This window comes from Geobacter benzoatilyticus, assembly GCF_017338855.1.
Lineage (GTDB): Bacteria > Desulfobacterota > Desulfuromonadia > Geobacterales > Geobacteraceae > Geobacter > Geobacter benzoatilyticus.
The window spans coordinates 2,877,818-2,899,372 of record NZ_CP071382.1 but is presented as its reverse complement, the minus strand read 5'-3'; the positions used below and the strand labels follow the sequence as shown (position 1 = coordinate 2,899,372).

Genomic DNA, 21,555 nt, shown 5'->3' with positions numbered 1-21,555 from the left:
ATGGACTATCCTCCCAGTCAATACATGGGTGGCAGTACCAAACTATCCGGCAATTTTTTTCATCATCTCGAGCTCGCTCACGACTGCACTGCTTTCACCGCTGCGAACTTCCATATCTTCGAATATCTTGGTTACCATTTCGCCGACAGCCTCCACGGACTGCTTGATCTCACTGCCGTCCTCCACCTGCTTGACGGTTGCCCGGACCATCTCCTGGGTCATCTCTTTAATCACGTCGACGGAACGGACAATACTCATGGCAGCATCGGACTGCTCCTTTGACGCCTTGAATATCTGTGAGCTCATGCTGCTGACGTTCTCAATCGAATGGGTGACAAGCTGAACGCTGCGGACCTGCTCCTCCGTGGCGATTTTGATTTCCTGGGTCATGTCAAGGGAACGGGCCGAACTTTCATGAATCACCTTGAGCGATTGCCCCATGACGCCACCCAGTTCAACCCCTTTCTGCACAAGGTCCTTGGAGGAAGTGATGTTCTGGGCCGCGCTGCGCGACTCATTCATAATCTCTTCAATAATCGCCGTAATTTCGCCGGTAGATTGGCCGGTCTGGAGCGACAGGTTTCGGATCTCATCCGCCACAACGCCGAAGCTTTTGCCGTATTCTCCAGCCTGGGCAGCAATAATGGAGGCATTCAGAGCCAAAAGATTGGTACGCTTGGTAATGTCATTGATGACACCCACAATGCTCTCGATTCGCCCGCTGTTTTCCGTGAGGCGCTTCATGGCATCAAAGGAGAGGTCGACGGACCGCTGGATTTCAGACAGGGAATCGCTTGTTTCCTGCATAATCCGGGCTCCCCTGTCGGCCTCCTCTTTTACCTTGCTGGAGACCTGGTGCGAAATGACAGCGCTCTGCTCGACATTTTTGATGGTGCTGTTAAGCTCTTCCATCCCTGACGCGGATTTCTCGATGGACTCCGACAGATAGTCCAGATTCTTGGTTACCTGCTCGATGGATACATAGATATTGCTCACAGAAGAGCTTGTTTCGTCAACAGAAGCAAGCACGCTTTCCGCTGCCGACGCTATATGTGCAGTGCCATCGGCAACGGAGTTAACCGCTTCTTGAAGGTTCATAACATAACGTGAGTAGTGATCGCGGTTTTTGAGCAAATCCGAGAAAGTGGTTTCCAGTTCGGAAGTAAGAGTGCCGATGGCATTGAGAAGATTGATCCGCACAATGGCCGAAGCAGCCTGGTCGGCAAAGAGCCTGATTGTGTCGACATCCGTATCGTTAAGAGTCCGGCGGGTTTCGCGATTGTCGATTCCAAATATCCCCACCGCTTCACCCTTGACGATAATGGGGCAGAGAACGAAGCTTCTGGAGCGAAGCGCCCTGATGGCGTCAAAGGGAGGTTTAAGTCTGAAGTCGGCCGGATAATTGCTGATATCGTCAATCATGTAGATTTGCCGTTCGGCAAATGATTTGAAAATTACCCCGCTGCGGATATCGAGAGGGATGGAAACTCCCTGCTGGTTAAAATTGGGAGTACCTACCGACGCCACAAACGAGAGGTTTGATCTCTCTTTATCAGCCATCAGGATGGAAACACGCTCATAACCAAGAACATCGTGAAGACCTTCGGCACACAGGCTAAGCACTTCATCGATGTCGATGGATTTCTGAATCTTGCTGCTGATCTGATGGAAATTCTTGATATTGCTGTCAAGAGCCCTGTAGCGCTGTTCGAAAATCTCCTTCTGGGAAGCAACTTCCTTGTGAAGGGCATTCAGTTCCGATGCCCGCTGATAGAGCTCATCGCTCGTCTTGCCGATATAGTAGCCCAGAATGGCGAGCACGCAGGCGGTGCCGGCCCCCATGTAGGTATACAGCGCAATATTGAAAGAGGATTTGACTATGTCTCCGAAGATCTGGGACATGAGTGAGCGTTCGTGGTCTGCAAAAAATATGACGCGGATAATAGTCCACCCTATCGGAGCACTAATCCCCAGAATGCAGCCAAAAAGCCCGTAAAGAAAACTCCTGTTCTTCGTAACAGCCCCGGAATTCATAGGCAGTTTCCCTCCATGCGAATCGTTCCCGAAAAGGGATGATACATAATAACATCGGTTGCTGGCAGAGTTTCTAAAGACAAATTTCAAAGCACTCTATAGCGCAAGGGCCATAAAGTCAATTATCAGTCCCGCCCCACATTAATTCCCAACTCTTTCGCGGCAGTTACCATCTGTCCCCCGGGATTGACAAGCTTAAGCTTACGCACCGCTTTCTCAATGGGAACAGAACGTATCGCCCGTCCCTTCAGACAGATCATCTCCCCGAATTGCCCCCTTTCGATCAGTTCAACGGCACCAACTCCAAAACGGCTCCCGAGACAACGATCGAAAGTTGAGGGGGACCCACCACGCTGAAGGTGTCCCAGAACTGTTACCCGGATATCCATATCCAGGCAGGAAGTCAGTTCACGGGACACGAAAGCACCGATGCCGCCGAGACGCTCTATGGCGGTAGTTTCGTCGGCCTTCTTTTGCACCACGCGCGAACCGCCCCTGGGATATGCCCCTTCCGCCACGACCAGAATGCTGAACTTGCTTCCCCGGCAACGCCGGGCGTCAATGGCATTGCACACCGAATTTAGCTCAAAAGGGATTTCCGGGATAAGAATAACATCGGCACCGCCGCTAATGCCCGACTCAAGCGCAATCCATCCGGCATAGCGGCCCATAACCTCCATTATCATGACCCGATGATGGCTTTCCGCAGTCGAGTGGAGCTTGTCAAGGGCGTCGGTTGCGGTTTCCAGCGCCGTATTGTAACCAAAGGTTACATCTGTTTCCATCAGGTCATTGTCGATGGTTTTCGGCACTCCAACTACCGGGACGCCCTTTTTCATCAACTCAAGGGCAATTTTGAGCGAACCGTCGCCACCAACCGCCACAAGGGCGTCTATTCCCAGTTCCCTTATTCGTTTCACAACGCGGTCCGACACATCGGTAAACACGGTTGTGCCATTAACTTCCACCGGATAGGAAAAGGGATTGCCCCTGTTCGAGGTTCCAAGAATCGTCCCGCCGCGGGGCAATATCCCACGTACGTCGTCGAATCCCAGGGTGCGGGGCCCGCGGTCGTAAAGGAGGCCATCGAATCCATCCTCGAAACCGGCCACTTCCCATCCCCTCCCGATTATTGCACTCTTGACCACACCTCGTATCACCGCGTTAAGGCCTGGGCAATCGCCTCCTCCGGTCAGAATGCCGATTCTCTTCTTCATGGATTCCCCCTGAACAGATGATCCATAACAAGTGCGCCGCTGCCGATGATTCCGCCATCATCTCCCAATGCAGCCCTCTCAATGCGAAGTCTCCCGGCGGGAATCGGAAACGCCCTGGCGTGGATCTCGCGTTTCAAGCTTTCGGACAAAAGGTCGAAACTTGCCGCGACTCCCCCTCCGATAATTACCGCTTCCAGGTTAAGCAGGTTGACTACCGACGCAACGGCTATACCCAGATAGCGTCCTGCCTCGGCAAAAAGGGCCAGGGCTGCGGAATTACCATCCAGAGCAGCCTCAGCAAGCTTTTGGGTAGAAATGTCCTTGTCGCGCAAGGCTTCGCCAAAAGCGTCTTTTTCCCGCGCCATGATTTCCCGTGCCGCCGCAACGAGGGCATTGGCCGATGCGTACTGCTCAAGACAACCGTAATTGCCACAGCGGCAAAGTCTTCCATTGGGCTCGACCGTCACGTGGCCAAACTCCCCAGCTACTCCGTCGATGCCGGTCCAGACCGTTCTATCGAGAATCAACCCGCCTCCGACTCCGGTCCCAAGGGTTACCATCAAAAACGACCGGTAATCCCGGCCGGCACCGTAGACACTCTCACCAAAGGCAAAGGCATTCACGTCATTTGCAACCACCGTGGGAAGCCCTGTCATCGCCTGAAGCTCATCGCGCAGGTTGATACCATCCAGAGGGGGAAGATTGACCGAAACGAGCATACAGCCATCATTGGCAACAAGCCCCGGCACCCCAACCCCCAGTCCCACGGTTTCGTAGCATTTATCCTTAGCCACAAGCAGTAGGGACTCGATCCCTTTCCTGAGCAACGAAAAGAATGCTTCCCGGCCATGATGGATATCAGTACTGCATTTCGTTCTATGAATAATTGCGCCCCGATTGTCCAGCAGAGCCATGCGGAGGTTTGTGCCTCCGATGTCTATCCCTATGCAGGCCATTTTCAGTTTTTTATCCATAAATCACGACTCCCGGAGATTTATTCCGCGCAAGAGACAAAGTGGGGATAAAGCCGGTCGTAAGCAGTCAGCAGTCCCTCCGGCACTACCCGCACATCGGCAACGGTTGTCATGAAATTCGTATCTCCGTTCCAGCGTGGTACAATATGGACGTGAAGGTGATCTTCAATACCGGCACCGGCAGCACGGCCGAGATTGATGCCGATGTTGAACCCCTGAGGCGAAGCCTCAACCTCCAGAACCCTGCGGCATAACCGCACGCTGCGGAACAGGTCGAGCATCTCTTCGTCTGTCAGCGAGTCCAGGTCTGAGGTGTGGCGTAGCGGTGCCGCCATGAGGTGGCCGTTTGTATAGGGATAACGATTGAGCATGACAAGGGATAACGTTGATTTGTAAAGGACAAGCTTATCTCTACCCTGATCGCTCTGCCCTCCCGAGCAGAAAATGCAACCGCATGGTTTTTCATCGAGAATATAATCCATACGCCAAGGCGCCCAGATTCTCTCCATCGTTCCCCCCTTGCACGGTAATAGTCAGGCATCGATGATACCGGAATTATCATCGAACTTTACGGCAAATACAAGCTTTGACAGGGATTGAGGGTGCATATCCATAATAAAATGTATTTTTAGTATTACTGTAATTGACCTTGACAAAAGAACGGCACAAGGTCTAATCTTGCACAATTTATAACGAAGCCGGGAAATAAAACCCTGTAATTGTGGTGATGTTGCCTGAAAACAATTTTTATCCCCAATAAAAAATGTTCCAACAAAAGAAAGGAGCACGAATCATTATGAGTAAAAAACAGGATGCCTTGGAATACCATTCGAGCGGACGTAAAGGGAAAATTGAAGTCGTTGCCTCGAAGCCATGCCTAACCCAACGGGATCTCTCACTCGCTTACTCGCCAGGAGTTGCCGAGCCGTGCCTCGAAATCGAAAAAAATCCGGAGGATGCCTATAAATACACCGCAAAGGGAAACCTTGTCGCGGTTCTCTCCAACGGTACCGCTGTGCTGGGCCTGGGGAACATCGGAGCGCTGGCCGGCAAACCGGTCATGGAAGGAAAAGGTGTCCTTTTCAAGCGTTTTGCCGATATTGACGTCTTCGATATCGAGCTGAACACCGAAAACCCCGACGAAGTCATTAAAGCCTGCCAACTTCTTGAACCCACCTTTGGAGGCATCAACCTGGAGGATATCAAGGCACCGGAGTGCTTCTACATCGAGGAAGAGCTCAAGAAGACCATGAACATTCCGGTCTTTCACGATGATCAGCACGGCACCGCCATCATCTCCGCCGCCGCCCTCATCAATGCCCTTGAGATCATCGGCAAGAAAATCGAGGATATCCGTATCGTCGTGAACGGCGCCGGGGCCTCTGCCATTGCCTGCGCCAATCTTGCCATCTCGTTGGGGGTGAAGAAGGAACACCTCGTCATGTGCGACACCAAGGGGGTCATCTACCAGGGGCGAACCGAGGGGATGAACAAGTATAAAGAACGCTTCGCCGTGGACACTACCCTGCGCACCTTGGAAGAAGCTGCGGACGGGGCCGATGTTCTCTACGGATTATCCTCCAAAGGGGCATTTACCCCGGAGATGGTGCGCAAGCTGGCAAAGAATCCCATTATCTTCGCCATGGCCAACCCCGATCCGGAAATTACGCCTGAAGAGGCCAATGCGGTGCGGGGCGATGTCCTCATCGCCACCGGTCGCTCCGACTATCCGAACCAGGTGAACAACGTGCTCGGTTTCCCCTTTATCTTCAGGGGAGCTCTCGATGTCAGGGCAACAACCATCAATGAAGATATGAAAAAGGCCGCAGTGTTCGCCCTCGCGGAACTTGCCCGCGAAGAATGCCCCGATGCGGTTTGCCGCGCCTACGGCAATGTAAAGTTTTCCTTCGGCCGCGACTATATTATCCCGAAGCCCTTTGATCCCAGGGCGCTTCTCCGGGTAGCGCCGGCGGTAGCCAAAGCTGCTATGGAATCAAGGGTAGCCCGTCAGCCCATCGAGGATATGGGAAAATACGTCGAGCATCTGGAATCGTTGCAGGGAAAAGCGAAGGAAACCCTGCGGATGCTCATAAACAAGGCAAAATGCGACCCCAAGCGAATTGTGTTCCCCGAAGGGGACAACGAAAAGATTCTCAAGGCCGCCCAGATACTTGTTGAAGAAGGGATTGCAACTCCGGTCCTCGTCGGCAACCAAGACAAAATCCGCGCGTCCATGGAAGAGCTGGGACTTGAACTCAACGGAAGCATCTCCATTATCGACCCTGCAAATTACGAACGCTCGGAAGAATACGCACAGGAGCTCTTCCGGTTGCGGCAACGCAAGGGGTTGACACTTACCGAAGCCAGGAGAATCATGACCCGCAAGTCCCGCACCCATTTCGGCTGCATGATGGTACACATGGGTGATGCCGACACACTGCTTTCGGGTATCGACACCCACTACCCGGAAACCATCCGCCCCGCCCTGGAGGTTATCGGCAGGCAGCCCGGTCTCTCCAGCGTTCATGGCCTTTACATGATGGTATTCAAAAAAGGTATCTTCCTCATGGCAGACACCACGGTCTGCATCGAACCAACGGCCGAAGAGCTTGCCGAAACCGCCATCCTTGCCGCCGAGAAGGCCAGGATGCTCGATCTCGAACCTACCGTCGCAATGCTTTCCTTCTCCAACTTCGGATCGGTCAACCACCCGCAAGCCCAGAAGGTGAAGCGCGCCGTTGACATTGTCAAAGAGAAGGAGCCGGGACTTGTTATTGACGGTGAGATGCAGTCCGACACGGCAGTCGTTACTGAATTCCTCCAGAAGAGCTTTTCCTTTGCATCCCTGAAAGAGGCGGCCAACGTTCTGATATTCCCGGACCTGAATGCCGGCAACATCTGCTACAAGCTCCTTCACCGCCTTGGCGGCGCCGAAGCCATCGGCCCAATCCTCATGGGGATGAAAAAGCCTGTTCACGTCCTCCAGCGTGGCGATGACGTGACCGACATCGTCAACATGGCAGCAATCGCCGTGGTGGATGCTCAAAACTCGTAGCAGATTCACCTTACTCTCAATGAAACGCCAGGGGGGCCATGAGCCCCCCTTTCTCTTGCCATCATCCAAGGCACTTTGCTACTATTGAAGCCAACGTTGTTCACCACCAGACGGGAGTTTGACAGCAATGGAGCATCACCCGCCCCTGTACCGGACGAAACAAAATCTGTTTGCCGGCACACTGGTTCTCTCGCTGGCGCTGCATATTGCCTTTGCCTTGACCACGTTTCTTCTTCCGGGCCGCCTGACACGCCTTGCCCCGGAGCAGATTGTGATGGTTGACCTGAATGATGCAAATCTCCCGCTGCCTCAGGAAAGCAGCAAGGCAATTGTACAACCTCCTGCTTCAACAATCCGTCAACAGATGGAACTCCCCTCCCCTGACTCTGAAATCCTGCCCGCACCGACCGAGACTCCTGTGGAGGAAACAGTTCCTCAACCGCCGCCGCAACCGGAAGCCACATCCCTTTCGCTAGGTCTGACGCGTGGGTTTTTCAGAAGCATTTCCGATGGAGAGACCCTGAATGGCGATGTGCGTGAATACTATTTCAAGCTTGTGGAACGGGTAAATGAACAATGGTGGGCAGCGGCAGGCGGCACAAATGTGGAACCGGGAGAACAGGAGGCGCTTGTAACTATCATCGTGAGGAAAAACGGTGAGATATTTTCGGCGAGATTGGTGAGAAGTTCCGGCAGCAACGAGTACGACCGCATGATAATGAATACCTTGCAGAACGCGTCTAATCTCCCGCCACTGCCAGCAGGATACAAGGGGGAATTTTTTCAGGCGCCCCTGCGCCTCCTGGCGCCACGCGGGCTCCTCTTTTCGTGAGATTGTTATTTCCGTAAGACTGACAGCATAAAAAAGGGCGGGAATTACCCCGCCCCTTCCTCTATCTCGTCAAGATCCACCAATTCGACGTCGGCTGCATCCTCTCCCCCACCGTCGGCTTTCAAGCCGGACACCTTCTGTAACGAATCCCTGAAGCCGGGGTTAAGTGCAACAACCTCGCGGTAACCAGCCAGGGCACGTTCGGTATCGCCTATCATTTCATAGAGCAGCGACAGTTCATAGGTAAGACAGAGGCGTTCCTCGCGGTTCAGTTCCGCAAGGGCGAGTCCTGAGCGGAAATATTCCTCGGCCTTCTCCGGATCACCTTTTTCCCGGGAACAAATTCCCTGAAGGGTAATACAGTCGGCAAGACGGTGTTGGTCGCGAGCGGCCGACTGGAATTCGGCGATGGCATCGTCGAAAAGCCCCATCTCTTTGTAGGCAATCCCTAGGCTGTAATGGGATTCGGTATCGTCCTGGGCGAGCTGTTCGCCAACCCCTTTCTTGAACGCCGAGAAAAGGCCGTCAAGGCCGTACTTATCGGACTTGGCAGATGGAGAGCCGAGGGACAACGGGGGAATGATATCTTCGATTTCCCCATCGGAAAAGTCGAGGGACAAATCTTCGGCAGCAGGCCCAGCGGAAACTTCTCCTGCAAAACTGTCCTGTGCAGCCGTGTCGAGCCAGTCGTCCGTCATTGGCGGGAAATCGGCCAACTCCACTTCCACCTCATGGGTCTCTTCCGGAGCAGCATCATCAAACCTGACTTCGTCAGCACCGGAGTCAACGGTGGGCATGGCATCATCGTTCGTGAGCGGCAATGATTCAAAAGATTTGCCACCGGCTGTTTCAGCGGCAGCTTCATCGTCAAAGGAGATGGCAATTTCATCTTCCCATGGAGCTTCATCGGCGGAGACTTCCGGCTGCTGAACACTCTCGAATTCAGGTTGCACAACCGGAGAGGTCTCTGCGGTCGCCACAGTTTCCGGCAACTGTTCGGCCATAGCCTCGGAGGCCTCCACGGAATCTGCGGCCCCGCGAATCCTCCGCAGCCCGTCCGCTATTCCGGCATGGTCGGGAGCAATGTCCTTGAACGTGAGATAAAACTGCTCGAGCGTTTCCGGTTCTTCTTTCAGCAGTATCGGCTCGACGTGGCGAAGAACCCTGACCGCTTCATCAATATTACCCTCGGCCTTCAGACTGAAAAGAAATCCCTTTATGGCTTGTATTTCACCCGGAAAGCGCTTGATTATCTGGCCGTAGGCACTCTTCGTCATGGCATGGTCAGCAGCAGCGCGGCCTGCATCTGCCAGCAGATAGAGTGCCTTGGGATTCCACCGGTCATCACCGGCTATCTGCTTCAGGATGGGGATTGCCGCGAGTGCTTTGCCATCCCTGATATGATTTTCAGCTACCGATAAAAGGAATTCCTTACGATCGGGGAAAAGGTTGGCGATACGCTCGCAAACGCGTGCGTAAGTAGCCTCGTCCCCCTTTGTTCGCAGATCGCGGGATAATTCGATATAGTCGTGGTAGGAGTCGTCAACAAGGCCGGCACGGTGGCGCGTTTCGGCAAGCTTCAGGCGGATATTCAGATTTTCCGGGTCAACGGCATGCATTTTGACAAGAACGGAAACAGCATCAATAAGCCGATTGCTCCGCTCGTAGTGGTCAAAAACCAACTTGTATTCTGCCAGCGCGTTGCCGATGAGGCCCTGCTTTTCGTTGAGGGAGCCAAGGGTAAGGGAAATATCCAGGTTGGAAGGGGTTATTTTCTGGATCTGCTTATAAACGGCTATTGCCTTGAGATAAAAGCCGTTATCTGAATAGTACTTGCCAATTACCTCGAATTCACGGAGTGCATCGTCTTTACGGTTTGCCCGCACCAGCAGTTCAGCGAATTTCTGTCGTACCCGCACGTCTTTCGGGTCAATGGCCACCGCCTGCTCGTATTCCCTCAGAGCGCGGTCAATCTGCCCCTTCGCCAGGAATTTTTGTGCGCTATCAAGAAATTTATCTTTCTTTGAACTCAAAGCCTGTCCGGATCCAGCCGTTAATTGGTAACAAATATCCTTGTAAACTAAAGGAAAGATTCAACATTGTCAAGGCATATGAAACTGCCCGAACTGCCTGAAATCAAGGAATCAGCCCAACTTGCCGAACTATGGCCTCCTGTTATTGCCTATGGAGTTGATTATCTGTACCAGACGTTGATATTCATCCCTGGAGAGTTGTCGATCACGATAAATTGCCCCGCCGAAAATGGAAACGAATTCGGTTGCCGCCGGGTCTTCAATCATGTCCGCAATCTCTTTCAATCCTTGCGTAGGCCGGGGATGGGGAATACCGTAGACCTTCTCGACCCGCGCAAGAAAACACTGCAAAATCTGCTCTTCCCGGGTCCTTTTACCTCGAATCATCAGCAACCGGACAACAATGGCCAATGCTGCGACAGCAAGCAACGCCGGAAAAAGTTTTCTGGTGCCGCCATGGAGGGTAATCCCGCTGAACTGCCGGTTTGCGCGACGGATTAACTCAACCTGTTTCTGGAGATCATAGGTAATGACCGCCTGATTCCAATACCACGTGAAAGAATCGATGAGAGCGATGATTTTGGTGGTGAAAGCACGTTTTCCTGACTGTGTCCGGTCAAAATTGGCGGCAAATGAACTGGGATCTATCCTGACCCACCCCCTCCCTCCCACAAATGCTTCAACCCACACGTGAGCCCGGTCCTCGGTTACCACGTAGTACCCGCCAACCTCGTTGTATTCGCCACCATAGTATCCACCCACGAGCCTCGCCGGGACGCCGGCCAAACGCAACAGGGTTGCAAAGGACGAAGCAAAGAACTCGCAGTGCCCAACCCTTTTCTCCAACAAAAAGGCATCGACCGGATCGACAGAAACCGCAAGACCGCTGGTGGCGTAACGAAATCCTTGACGCACAAACCATGACTCGACACGCTTGAGCCGCTCCCCATCGGACGGTTCACCTGCCGAGAACTCTTTTGCCAGAGCATAAACGCGATCCGAAACACGGCCAGGGATGCGCAGGTAGTGGGCACGATCAATTCCTCGGGGCGTAGGAATGGCACCCGTAAGAACCGACGTAGCATCATAGCGTATCCGGCCTCGCGACCTCCCCCGCTTGGTAAAGGTGAAATCCCCTCCCTGGCTGATCCCCGTGCCGTCAAGACGTATCGGAACGTCCAGAGCTATGAGGTGATTGCCAAGGGAGGGTTCGGGATAAACCGTCTGACGGACCGTTACCCCACGGGGAACGCCCGGCACTTCATCGGAACGTTGCCCATTCTTCGTCCAGGTGGCGCCGGACATGGTATCGAAGACGATTCCACGCCAATAAAGATCATTGGGGGCCAACTGTTCGCATTCAGCCCTGAAGGCAACGGTTTTCACTTCGCCCACGCTAGACGCCCTGCCCGGTTCGACCCGGTCACTGAAACCTGCCGATCTTTCTCCGGGCGCATTGAGGAAATTCAGGAGCGGATACTGGGTACGGGGGAGAATAGCGAAAAAGAACAATACCAGCGGCACCGATGCCGCAGGCATGGCAAGCGATACACCGACAACTCTCCACAGGCTTTTTCGCGTGAGACGCAAGTGGTCATCCACGGAATGGAAAGTAAGCAAAACGAGCGATACGGCAATGAGCCCCAACTGCAGAAAGAGATAGACAAGGAATATGGCGCTCAGGCTGAAGAGAGACGAACTGGCAAGGGCGAAAAGAGCAAGGGCAAAAATCTGAAGAACATTGCGTGGGCTCTTTTCATTCAAAAGCCTCACGGAGAGAAGCACCACAAGAAAATTAACGGCCGGCGCAGCCGGATTGGCCATGCTGAGCTGCATAAAATAGAAAATGAAAGAAATAACCGTAAGGATCGTGACAGGTACACCGGTAAGCGGATACTTACCCTGACGATCAAAGAATATCCCACATGCTAAAGCCACTGGGAAAACAATCAGCACAGGGATATCCACATGGGGCGCCACCGGCAGAAACCCCAAGACGGAAACAACATAAGCAAGGAATCGTATAAGGGAACTAATGGCTACCATGGAGAGCGAGTTCCGTGAGAAGCTTCAGGCGATGGGAGCGTGAAGTGTCCGGACCTATGACTTTCGTGCCGGCGATGAGCCCAACCGGACGATTTGCCTTGATTGAACGATTCACTATCCAGGCGGCACACGAAAGCCTTTCATCAATGTTCCGTCCTGGAATTTGGGCGATATCGAGCATGACGGGAACATCGGCCAGCGAAGTGAGCTGCTTCACCTTCAGGTTTTCGTGACGGGCCGAAAGACGCCAATGAACAAGCTTCAGCGGTTCAACGCCGGTGTACTCGGCAATTGTCTCCATCTCACCTTCATAACCCCTACCGCTGCTTCTGGCCGCTCCGCGACTTCTTGCGTCCGCCGGGGCACCAGGCATGCCGCAGGGGTTAGGACGGGGAAAAACGACACAGTGTGCATCCAGCGGGAGCGTTATGTTTCTTATGAAAAAATTGATTGGGAATGGCGAGCTGACCATGACCGAGCCAAGCTCCTTGCGCCCCCTTCCCGCGAATGTCATCGCCACTGTGCCGGTCTCAGCGCCCCTGCGTTCAATGGAGTGAAAATCGAAACGCCCCCCTCCCACTTCGCCGCGCAGCAAAAAAGACGGGAGCCACCGCTTGCGATTCTCCATCTGCAGCGTCACATATGTTTCCTGACCGTCATAGATTTCCTCTGGCAGGCGGATTGCGACGCCAAGGTACCTGATATTGAGCCAGCCGAGAACCCCCGAGACGGTCATGAACCCGAGCAGGGCCGACACCACTAGAAAAAGAAGATTGTTGCCCGTATTGACGGCTGCGAAACCAAGGAGGAGCGTGATGACTATGTAGGCTGCCCCGGCACGGGTAAGCTTCAGGCCAGCGGAACGGGAATGGTGTTCAGAATGGCGTTTAATAACTCCCCCTTGTCGAGGTTCTCGTTATCCATCGTAAGGATGATGCGATGGGCACCCACCGGTGCGGCGATGGCTTTCACATCCTCGGGAATCACGTAATCCCGTCCCTCCAGATACGCATTCGCCTTGGCGGTCTCGGCCATACCGATCCCGCCACGGGTTGAAATGCCGGAGGAAATCGCGGGATGGTTTCGCGTAGCGGCAACGATGGCGTAGAGATAATCGACCACCGATTCAGAGAGATAGATGTTTTCCTTAACAGCCTTCTGAGCTTCGGCAATATCGTCCGCCGTAACCAGCGGAGCAAGTGTCTGAATGCCGTCCCGTATGCTCCCCCCCCTGATAATTGCCTTTTCAATAAGCTCCGGGGGATATCCGATTCCGCTTCTCACCATGAACCGGTCCAACTGGGACTCGGGCAGCGGATAGGTGCCCACCTGCTCCACAGGGTTCTGGGTGGCAATGACGAGGAAGGGCCCCGGCAGCTGATGGGTAGTCCCCTCCACAGTCACCTTCCGCTCCTCCATTGCTTCCAGGAGCGCACTCTGGGTCTTGGGCATCGCCCGGTTGATTTCGTCCACGAGAACAACATTGTTGAAAATGGGCCCCGGCACAAAAGTGAAACGGCCCTCCTCCCTGCTGAAAATGGAAAGCCCCGTGATATCTGTCGGCAGAAGATCGCTCGTGCATTGCACCCGGCCGAAGGAGAGCCCCAAGGCCTTGGCCAGGGCCAGGGCAAGCGTTGTTTTGCCAAGGCCGGGAATATCCTCCAGCAGGATATGTCCGCCGGAAAGGAGCGCTATGATCGACAAACGCACCGCCCGCACTTTTCCCTTCAGGTAATTTGCCGCCAGGGTATCAATTACATGGAGCATCTCGTCACGTTTCGCGAGGTTCATGGAGATAAGCCTTTCATACTCAACATGGAATGCCCTGCTATGATAACATAAATGCCCGGGCGATACACGAACGTGCAGTCGCCCGCCCCTTCCATTTTCTCGGGATTGCTGTTAAGATTGCTTCTCTTCATAGAAAAAAAACGGAGATTGAACAACCATGAACTATATCAGCACCAGAGGCACCATCTCCCCCATCGGATTCAAGGACGCGGTCATGATGGGCCTCGCCACCGACGGCGGGCTTCTGCTGCCGGAGACCCTCCCGGCAATCGACCGGAAAACGCTTGAGTCGTGGCGGACGCTTTCTTACCAGGATCTGGCTTTCGAGGTAATATCCCTCTTTGCCGACGATATCCCGGCACAAGACCTTAAGGATCTCATCGACCGCTCCTACGCAACCTTCTCCCACCCCGAGATAACTCCGGTAGTGAAGAAGAACGGCGTCCACATACTGGAGCTTTTCCACGGACCGACCCTGGCTTTCAAGGACGTGGCCCTGCAGCTCCTCGGCAACCTTTTCGAGTATCTGCTGAAGGAGCGCAACGAGAAGATGAACATTGTCGGCGCCACCTCGGGCGATACCGGCAGCGCGGCCATCTATGGCGTACGCGGCAAGGACAAGATCAACATCTTCATCCTTCACCCACACGGGAAGACTTCGCCGGTGCAGGCCCTGCAGATGACAACAGTCCTTGATTCCAACGTACACAATATCGCTGCGCGGGGGACCTTCGACGATTGCCAGAACATCGTAAAAAGCCTCTTCAACGATCTGCCATTCAAGGAAAAGTATTCCCTGGGCGCCGTAAACTCCATCAACTGGGCCCGTGTGCTTGCCCAGGTTGTCTACTACTTCTACGCCTACTTCAGGGTGGCCGAAACATTCGGCCAGGAAGTGGTTTTCTCGGTTCCGACCGGTAACTTCGGCGACATCTTCGCCGGCTACGCAGCCAAGCGGATGGGCCTCCCCATCAAGCGGTTGCTGCTGGCCACCAATGAAAACAACATACTTACACGTTTCATAAACGGAGGGGACTACTCTCTCGGAGATGTGGTATCCACCGTATCCCCCTCCATGGATATCCAGCTGGCCTCGAACTTCGAACGATATGTCTACTATCTTTTCGGCGAGGACCCGGTCAGGGTGCGCGAAGCGTTCGCAACGCTCCCGTCAAAGAGCCGGATCGACTTTACGGAAGAAGAAATGGAACAGGTACGGGAAGAATTCCTCTCCCGCTCGGTGAACCAGGACGAGACCATCGCCACCATCGCTGCATTCCACAAAGAGACAGGCTACCTGCTCGATCCCCATACGGCGGTCGGTGTCAAAGCGGCGCTGGAAATGGTGCAGGACGACACCCCCGTCGTCTGCCTCGCCACCGCACATCCGGCCAAGTTTGCCGACGCGGTTGTCCGGGCGGTCGGGGTCGAGCCTCCCCGCCCTGATTCCCTGAAGGGGATCGAATCCCTCCCGAGCCGATGCGACGTGCTCGATGCGGATCGCAGCGCCATAAAGCAATTCATCGAAGAAAGGGCCCTTTAGGGCCTTTTCCTTTGGGCGTGATTTCCATGATTATTGACTGGATGACTATCGACACGGTGCTTCTTGATATGGACGGCACCCTTTTGGACCGCCATTTCGACGACCATTTCTGGCTTGAGCACGTCCCGAAACGATACGCAGCCAAAAACAGCATACCCCTGGATAGTGCCAAAAAGTCTCTCTACGCCCAGTTCCGCTCCCAGGAATGTACCCTTAACTGGACGGACCTGGACTATTGGTCAGATCGCCTGGGGCTCGACATCCCACTACTGAAATTGGAAGTTGAGCACCTTATTGCCGTCCATCCCGGAGTGGTGGAATTTCTCCTGTTCCTCCGCCAGCACAACAAGCAGATCTGGCTTGTGACCAACGCCCACGGGAAAACCCTCGATATCAAAATGCGGAAAACACGTCTCGGGCCTTACTTCACCGGCATAGTGTCAGCCCACGACATAGGCCTCCCTAAAGAAGATGCAGCTTTCTGGGGGAAACTCCAGAAGCGGGTGCCTTACGACCCGGCCCGCACCATGCTCGGTGAAGACAGCGAGACGAACCTCGGCACGGCGGAATCCTTCGGCATCCGCCACCTCATCTATGTGAGCCGGTACAGCTCGACGGCTCCCCCTCTCCCATCGGAACGCTTCACGTCAATTCACTACTTCAACGAACTTCTGCCCATGCCGGCGTGACATCAGGAAATGAAAAAAGGCGGCCCTTCAGGGTCGCCTTTCTCGTTCCGCAACTGTAATGCAAGATTATTCAAGATTATCCTCAATGCGAATCAGCTGGCTCTTTCGCATGATGATGTCAAAGGTGTCAATCTCGTCCAGCGCCTTCCGTACGTCACTCTCCAAAGCCTCGTGGGTCATAATGACAATGGGGACTTCTTCACCGGCCATGCGGGCACTCTGCACCATGGATTCAATGCTTATATTGTAGCTGCCGAGCACTCCCGAAATTTTTGCCAGGACACCGGGCCGGTCCACGGCGCTGAAGCGGATGTAATACTTGCTCTCAATCTCTCCCATGGGCTTAAGGGCGAGATTTGCCACCGCGTCGTCGCGATAACCCAGCGGGGCGCAGCGGCGACCGATGCCCGCCATGATATTGCGGGAGATTTCGATAATATCGCCAACCACGGCGCTGGCTGTCGGGTCCATGCCGGCACCGCGGCCATAGAACATGACGGGGCCGATGAAATCGCCGGTGAAGCGGATAGCGTTGAAAGCGCCATTCACGTCGGCAAGGGGATTGTTGACCGGGATCATGGTCGGGTGAACCCGGGCCTCGACCCGGTCGCCATCCCGTTTGCCGATGGCCAGGAGCTTGATCTTGTATCCGAAATCACGGGCAAACTTGATATCTACCGAAGAGAGAGAACTGATTCCCTCCGTATGAATATCGCCGAAAGTGACGCGGGTTCCAAAGCAGAGGGAAACCAGAAGCGCCAGCTTATGGGCCGTGTCCACCCCTTCGATATCGAAGGTGGGGTCAGCCTCGGCATAACCCAGCTCCTGAGCATTCTTGAGGACGGCGGCAAAGTCCGCACCCTCATCGGTCATCCGGGTAAGTATATAATTGCAGGTGCCGTTAAGTATGCCGAAAATGGTAGAAAAATTATTGGCAGCCATGTTTCCGCGGATGGCGGAAATGACCGGAATTCCACCGGCGACCGCAGCCTCGAAGAGAACCTCAACCCCTTTATTGGCGGCAGCCTTGTAAATTTCTTCGCCATGAAGCGCAAGAAGAGCCTTATTGGCGGTAACAACATGCTTGCCATTTTCGATGGCCTTGAGAACAAAGCGTTTTGCCGGCTCATATCCGCCAATCAACTCTATTACCACGCTGATCTCAGGGTCAGTGAGCAGCTCATCGGCGTTGGTGGTAAGGATTCCATCCGTAAGGGTAATTCCCCGATCGGTGGTTATATCCAGATCCGCAATCTTCTTGAGGGTTATCCTGGCGCCAACTTTGGCCGAAATCAGGCTGGCATTGGTCATTAGCAGCTTGGCAACCCCGGTCCCGATGGTCCCCAGGCCGAGAAGGCCTACCTTTATCTCTTTCATACTTCCTCGCTCAGTGTGGAAAAGACACGATGTAATTCAATCGGCAAGCGGTTCTTTGTCGGGAAGCGCCGAGGCAACTTCATCAAGAATGCCGTTGATGAACGCCGGAGACTCCTCCGTGCCGAATTTTTTGGCAACCTCGATGGCTTCGTTGATGGTAACGTTCTTGGGAATGTCATCGCGATAGAGAAGTTCATAAACAGCGAGCCGGAGGATATTGAGATCCACCCTCGCCATGCGGGAAATAGTCCAGTTTTTGGACTTTTCGGCAATCTGCGCATCTATCGCTTCGCGGTTCTCAAGCACCCCGCGAACCAGTTCGTCGGAAAAAGCCCGACCCGCAGCGGTTCCCGGCTCCGCCTCGTCGAAGACCATCTCCATGAGCGCCGAGGCCTCACCGGCAGCATAATCACGGGAATAGAGAAGCTGAAGGGCAATCTCCCTTCCCAGTCGCCGGGCACCCACTAGCAAAGCTCCTTAAAGAGGCGAGCAGTCTCTATTGCAGTCATGGCAGCGTCGAAGCCCTTATTCCCGGCCTTTGTTCCCGCCCGCTCCACGGCCTGCTCGATAGTATCGGTGGTAAGTACGCCAAAAGCTACGGGAACGCCGGTTTCCAGCGACACATGGGCAACACCCTTGGAAACCTCGGCAGCAACGTAGTCGAAATGGGGTGTTGAACCACGGATAACCGCGCCGAGACAGATAATGGCGTCATAGTTTCCGGTTTGTGCCATTTTCTTTGCGGTAAGAGGGATTTCAAAGGCACCGGGCACGCGGGCGATATCGATAGTGCCCGCATCGGCTCCGTTGCGTACCAAAGCATCAAGAGAACCCTCTAGAAGACGTTCCGCAATAAAGCTGTTGAAACGGCTCACAATGATTCCGAACTTGAGACCGGTAGCATCCAATTTTCCTTCAATAAATCGCGGCATGATTAATTCCTCCTCGCCGTGTTTCAGATATTTTCCAGCAGATGCCCCAATTTTTCCCGCTTCGTCTTGAGGTAATCAAGATTGCTGTCCGTTGCGGGAATCTGAATGGGGACCCGCTCCACAATATTGATTCCGTATCCCTGAAGCCCGATCAGTTTTCTGGGGTTATTTGTCATAAGGCGCATATTTTTCACGCCGAGATTCAACAGGATCTGGGCTCCGATGCCATAGTCGCGCAAATCCGGCTTGAAGCCGAGTGCCAGGTTCGCCTCCACGGTATCCTTTCCCTGATCCTGGAGCGCATAGGCCTTGAGCTTGTTGAAGAGTCCTATCCCGCGCCCCTCCTGGCGCATGTACAGGATAACCCCGCGTCCCTCGGCCTCGATCATCTCCATTGCGCGGTGGAGCTGAGCGCCGCAGTCGCAACGCCGGCTTCCGAAAACATCACCGGTCATGCACTCGGAATGGACCCGCACCAGCACCGGCTCGTCACCGCCCACCTCACCTTTCACCAATGCCAGGTGCTCAAGCCTGTCAACGTCGTTTTCAAAGGCAATGGCGCGAAACTCTCCGGCATCGGTGGGGAGCTCCACGTCAGCAGCCCTGCGAACCAGTGACTCGTGCTTGAGGCGGTAGGCGACCAGGTCGGCCACGGTGCAGATTCTGATTCCGTGTTCCTTCGCAAATTTCTTGAGTTGCGGCATCCGGGACATGGTGCCGTCATCATTCATGATTTCACAGATGACCCCGGCCGGCTTGAGCCCCGCCAGCCGTGCCAGATCCACCGACCCCTCGGTCTGGCCTGAACGAACCAGCACTCCTCCATTGCGGGCCCGCAGAGGGAAAATGTGGCCCGGGCGGGCAAGGTCTTCGGCAGTCGTGGCATCATCCATCGCAGTGAGGATTGTATGGGCGCGGTCGGCAGCTGAAATGCCTGTGGTAACCCCCCGCTTTGCCTCAATGGATACGGTAAAAGCAGTACCGAAGGACGAGGTATTCTCTGAAACCATGGGGGGGAGATTCAGATAATCGCATCGCTCCGTGGTCATGGTGAGGCATATGAGGCCGCGACCGAATTTGGCCATGAAGTTGATGGCTTCGGGCGTGATTTTCTCGGCGGCCATGGTAAGGTCGCCTTCGTTCTCGCGATCCTCGTCATCCACAAGAATGACCATCTTCCCCTGCTTGATGTCCTCTATGGCTTCTTCAATTTTCACAACAGGCATCATCGACTCCGTAACAAGAATGTATCCCGTACAAGTAAAGTATCAAAAGCGGTATATCTCATAGAAAGCCGCTCTTTGCAAGCAGTTCAAGGGTGAGCCCCCCCTCTTCCCTGGGGATGGACCCACGGGAGAGAAGACGTTCAATATATTTACCGAGTATATCCGTTTCTATATTTACCTGCGCTCCGGGATTGATACCGGAGAGAGTGGTCATGGAACCGGTATGGGGAATGATATTTACCGAAAACCCGGTATCCGAAACGGTATTGACGGTGAGGCTTATTCCGTCGATGGTCACCGACCCCTTAGCCACGAGATAGCGGGAAAACTCAACGGGAATACGGAACACGAAGACTCTGTTGCCGGCAATGTCGTTTCTCTCGGATACCGTTGCAATAAAGTCCACATGACCGGTAACTATGTGCCCGCCCAACCGGTCGCCCAGACGCAGGGCCCGCTCCAGGTTGACCGGAGTACCGATGCCGAGCGTGCCGAGAGTCGTCCGGGCCAAAGTCTCGGGCGAAGCGTCAAAAGTGAGTTCGTTACCGCTTTTTGCCACCGCCGTAAGACAGGCGCCGTTCACCGCAACGGAATCGCCCAGGGCAATTGACTCCAGCGGCAGCTTGGTTGCAACGGTAATCCGTCCCGCCATCCCCTGCTTCTCAAGTCTTCTGACTGTCCCGACATCTTCTATGAGACCGGTAAACATTCTTCCTCCGGATAGGCTTCTATCATCACATCATCGCCGAAGCGACGCACCGTCACATCTTTCAACCGCCGGCATTCAGCCATCATCCTGCTCGCAGGCCCCGAAAAAAGCCCGAAACCATCAGCCCCCCCAAGGAACTTTGGCGCATAGAACAGGACGAACTTGTCGATAAGACCTGCCCGCAGCGCTCTTCCCGCAAGAGTGCTCCCCCCTTCAATGAGTACCGATTGCACCCCCCGGGAACCGAGGCGGGCGAGAAGGTCGCGCAGGTCAACGGTTCCATCGTCCTCGTTGCATTGAAGAATCTCCACTCCGGGGTATTGCAGGCAGGCGATCCGGTTCAACTCTTTTGAGATGGTTGCCACGACGGTTGTTGCCGCTGATTCCTGACGGAGTATCCGGGAATCGGGCGGTATCCTGAGGGAACTGTCCACAACAATTCTGAGGGGATCCCGGCCACTGGGAATTCGAGCCGTCAACTGGGGATCATCCGCAATAACTGTTCCTACCCCCACCATTATCCCATCAACCTTTGATCGAAGCCGATGAACATAATGACGCGATTTTTCGTTGGTTATCCAGCGGGAGTCGCCCGTTGCGGTTGCTGTCTTGCCATCCATGGTCATGGCCGATTTGAGAATAACAAACGGAAGGCCGGTCGTCACATGCTTCACGAATGGCTCATTAAGCCTGCGGCACCCTGCTTCCAATATACCGGTGACAACCTCGATGCCCGCTGACTGAAGCCGCTGAATGCCACGCCCGGATACTTTGGGGTTCGGGTCGACCATCCCGACAAAAACCCGGCGTACCCCCGCCTCAACAAGGGCATCGGCGCAGGGGGGCGTTTTACCGTAATGGGAGCAAGGTTCAAGAGTCACATAAACATCGGCATTGCGGGCCAATTCACCGGCCTGCCGCAGGGCATGGACCTCAGCATGGGGGGTCCCGGCACGGCGGTGCCATCCTTCACCGACAATGGCCCCATCTCTCACGATGACGCATCCGACAGCAGGATTGGGAGAGGTCTTCCCCTCGCCCCTTTTTGCCAGCACCAAGGCACGCCGCATGAACTTTTCAGCAGAATTAACCATTTG

At 54.4% G+C, this 21,555-nt stretch carries 18 protein-coding genes; 4 read left to right on the top strand and 14 right to left on the bottom strand.

Translation table 11 applies throughout. The features are described from left to right. Window positions 1-42: 42 nt before the first annotated feature. From JZM60_RS13360 to JZM60_RS13345, 4 genes are all read right to left on the bottom strand, one after another. Complete coding sequence (locus tag JZM60_RS13360; protein ID WP_207162925.1) at window positions 43-2,034, bottom strand: methyl-accepting chemotaxis protein; 1,992 nt, start codon at window positions 2,032-2,034, stop codon at window positions 43-45. Window positions 2,035-2,159: 125 nt separating this feature from the next. Then, a complete protein-coding gene (locus JZM60_RS13355; protein ID WP_207162924.1) occupies window positions 2,160-3,251 on the bottom strand; it encodes a 6-phosphofructokinase in 1,092 nt (363 codons plus the stop codon). Next, window positions 3,248-4,225, bottom strand: a complete 978-nt coding sequence (locus JZM60_RS13350; RefSeq protein ID WP_207162923.1) for an ROK family protein — start codon at window positions 4,223-4,225, stop codon at window positions 3,248-3,250. Before JZM60_RS13350 ends, JZM60_RS13355 begins: the two co-directional genes overlap by 4 nt. A 20-nt stretch (window positions 4,226-4,245) precedes the next feature. Then, window positions 4,246-4,734 (bottom strand): HIT family protein, encoded by a 489-nt coding sequence (locus JZM60_RS13345; protein WP_207162922.1) that lies wholly within the window; start codon window positions 4,732-4,734, stop codon window positions 4,246-4,248. A 287-nt stretch (window positions 4,735-5,021) separates the two neighbouring features. Between JZM60_RS13345 and JZM60_RS13340 the strand changes: the two genes are divergently transcribed. Together JZM60_RS13340 and JZM60_RS13335 are read left to right on the top strand one after the other, a co-directional pair. Continuing rightward, the gene (locus JZM60_RS13340) at window positions 5,022-7,280 is read left to right on the top strand and encodes an NADP-dependent malic enzyme (RefSeq protein WP_207162921.1); all 2,259 of its coding nucleotides are present in this window, start codon (window positions 5,022-5,024) and stop codon (window positions 7,278-7,280) included. A 127-nt stretch (window positions 7,281-7,407) separates the two neighbouring features. Then, window positions 7,408-8,112 carry an energy transducer TonB gene (locus tag JZM60_RS13335; RefSeq protein ID WP_207162920.1) on the top strand — a complete coding sequence of 235 codons (705 nt, stop codon included), beginning with the start codon at window positions 7,408-7,410 and terminating at the stop codon, window positions 8,110-8,112. A gap of 44 nt (window positions 8,113-8,156) precedes the next feature. On the opposite strand, the gene JZM60_RS13330 is transcribed toward JZM60_RS13335, so the two are convergent. The 4 genes from JZM60_RS13330 to JZM60_RS13315 all read right to left on the bottom strand — a co-directional run bounded on the left by JZM60_RS13330 (window position 8,157) and on the right by JZM60_RS13315 (window position 13,982). Beyond that, window positions 8,157-10,145, bottom strand: coding sequence for a tetratricopeptide repeat protein (locus JZM60_RS13330; protein WP_207162919.1), 1,989 nt, complete (start codon window positions 10,143-10,145; stop codon window positions 8,157-8,159). Between the two features lie 129 nt (window positions 10,146-10,274). After that, window positions 10,275-12,191 (bottom strand): transglutaminase TgpA family protein, encoded by a 1,917-nt coding sequence (locus JZM60_RS13325; RefSeq protein WP_207162918.1) that lies wholly within the window; start codon window positions 12,189-12,191, stop codon window positions 10,275-10,277. Continuing rightward, window positions 12,178-12,948: a DUF58 domain-containing protein gene (locus JZM60_RS13320; protein ID WP_241426263.1), complete on the bottom strand. Its 771-nt coding sequence runs from the start codon at window positions 12,946-12,948 to the stop codon at window positions 12,178-12,180. The genes JZM60_RS13325 and JZM60_RS13320 overlap by 14 nt, the downstream gene beginning before the upstream one ends. 92 nt (window positions 12,949-13,040) lie before the next feature. After that, the gene (locus tag JZM60_RS13315) at window positions 13,041-13,982 is read right to left on the bottom strand and encodes an AAA family ATPase (protein WP_207162917.1); all 942 of its coding nucleotides are present in this window, start codon (window positions 13,980-13,982) and stop codon (window positions 13,041-13,043) included. A gap of 157 nt (window positions 13,983-14,139) precedes the next feature. Between JZM60_RS13315 and thrC the strand changes: the two genes are divergently transcribed. Together thrC and JZM60_RS13305 are read left to right on the top strand one after the other, a co-directional pair. Then, on the top strand, window positions 14,140-15,525 hold the full coding sequence (gene thrC / locus JZM60_RS13310) for a threonine synthase (RefSeq protein ID WP_207162916.1): 1,386 nt from the start codon (window positions 14,140-14,142) through the stop codon (window positions 15,523-15,525). Between the two features lie 26 nt (window positions 15,526-15,551). Beyond that, complete coding sequence (locus JZM60_RS13305) at window positions 15,552-16,214, top strand: HAD family hydrolase (RefSeq protein ID WP_207162915.1); 663 nt, start codon at window positions 15,552-15,554, stop codon at window positions 16,212-16,214. A gap of 66 nt (window positions 16,215-16,280) precedes the next feature. Here the strand turns inward: JZM60_RS13305 and JZM60_RS13300 are convergent, their stop codons facing one another. The 6 genes from JZM60_RS13300 to ribD are packed head-to-tail and all read right to left on the bottom strand — an operon-like array spanning window position 16,281 to window position 21,552. Next, window positions 16,281-17,591, bottom strand: coding sequence for a homoserine dehydrogenase (locus tag JZM60_RS13300; protein ID WP_207162914.1), 1,311 nt, complete (start codon window positions 17,589-17,591; stop codon window positions 16,281-16,283). Between the two features lie 36 nt (window positions 17,592-17,627). Then, complete coding sequence (gene nusB, locus JZM60_RS13295) at window positions 17,628-18,056, bottom strand: transcription antitermination factor NusB (protein WP_207162913.1); 429 nt, start codon at window positions 18,054-18,056, stop codon at window positions 17,628-17,630. Further along, the gene (gene ribH, locus JZM60_RS13290; protein ID WP_207162912.1) at window positions 18,056-18,523 is read right to left on the bottom strand and encodes a 6,7-dimethyl-8-ribityllumazine synthase; all 468 of its coding nucleotides are present in this window, start codon (window positions 18,521-18,523) and stop codon (window positions 18,056-18,058) included. The genes nusB and ribH overlap by 1 nt, the downstream gene beginning before the upstream one ends. 23 nt (window positions 18,524-18,546) lie before the next feature. After that, a complete protein-coding gene (locus JZM60_RS13285; protein ID WP_207162911.1) occupies window positions 18,547-19,749 on the bottom strand; it encodes a bifunctional 3,4-dihydroxy-2-butanone-4-phosphate synthase/GTP cyclohydrolase II in 1,203 nt (400 codons plus the stop codon). A 58-nt stretch (window positions 19,750-19,807) separates the two neighbouring features. Further along, window positions 19,808-20,458 carry a riboflavin synthase gene (locus JZM60_RS13280; protein WP_207162910.1) on the bottom strand — a complete coding sequence of 217 codons (651 nt, stop codon included), beginning with the start codon at window positions 20,456-20,458 and terminating at the stop codon, window positions 19,808-19,810. Then, window positions 20,440-21,552, bottom strand: a complete 1,113-nt coding sequence (gene ribD / locus JZM60_RS13275) for a bifunctional diaminohydroxyphosphoribosylaminopyrimidine deaminase/5-amino-6-(5-phosphoribosylamino)uracil reductase RibD (protein WP_207162909.1) — start codon at window positions 21,550-21,552, stop codon at window positions 20,440-20,442. Before ribD ends, JZM60_RS13280 begins: the two co-directional genes overlap by 19 nt. Window positions 21,553-21,555 lie beyond the last annotated feature (3 nt).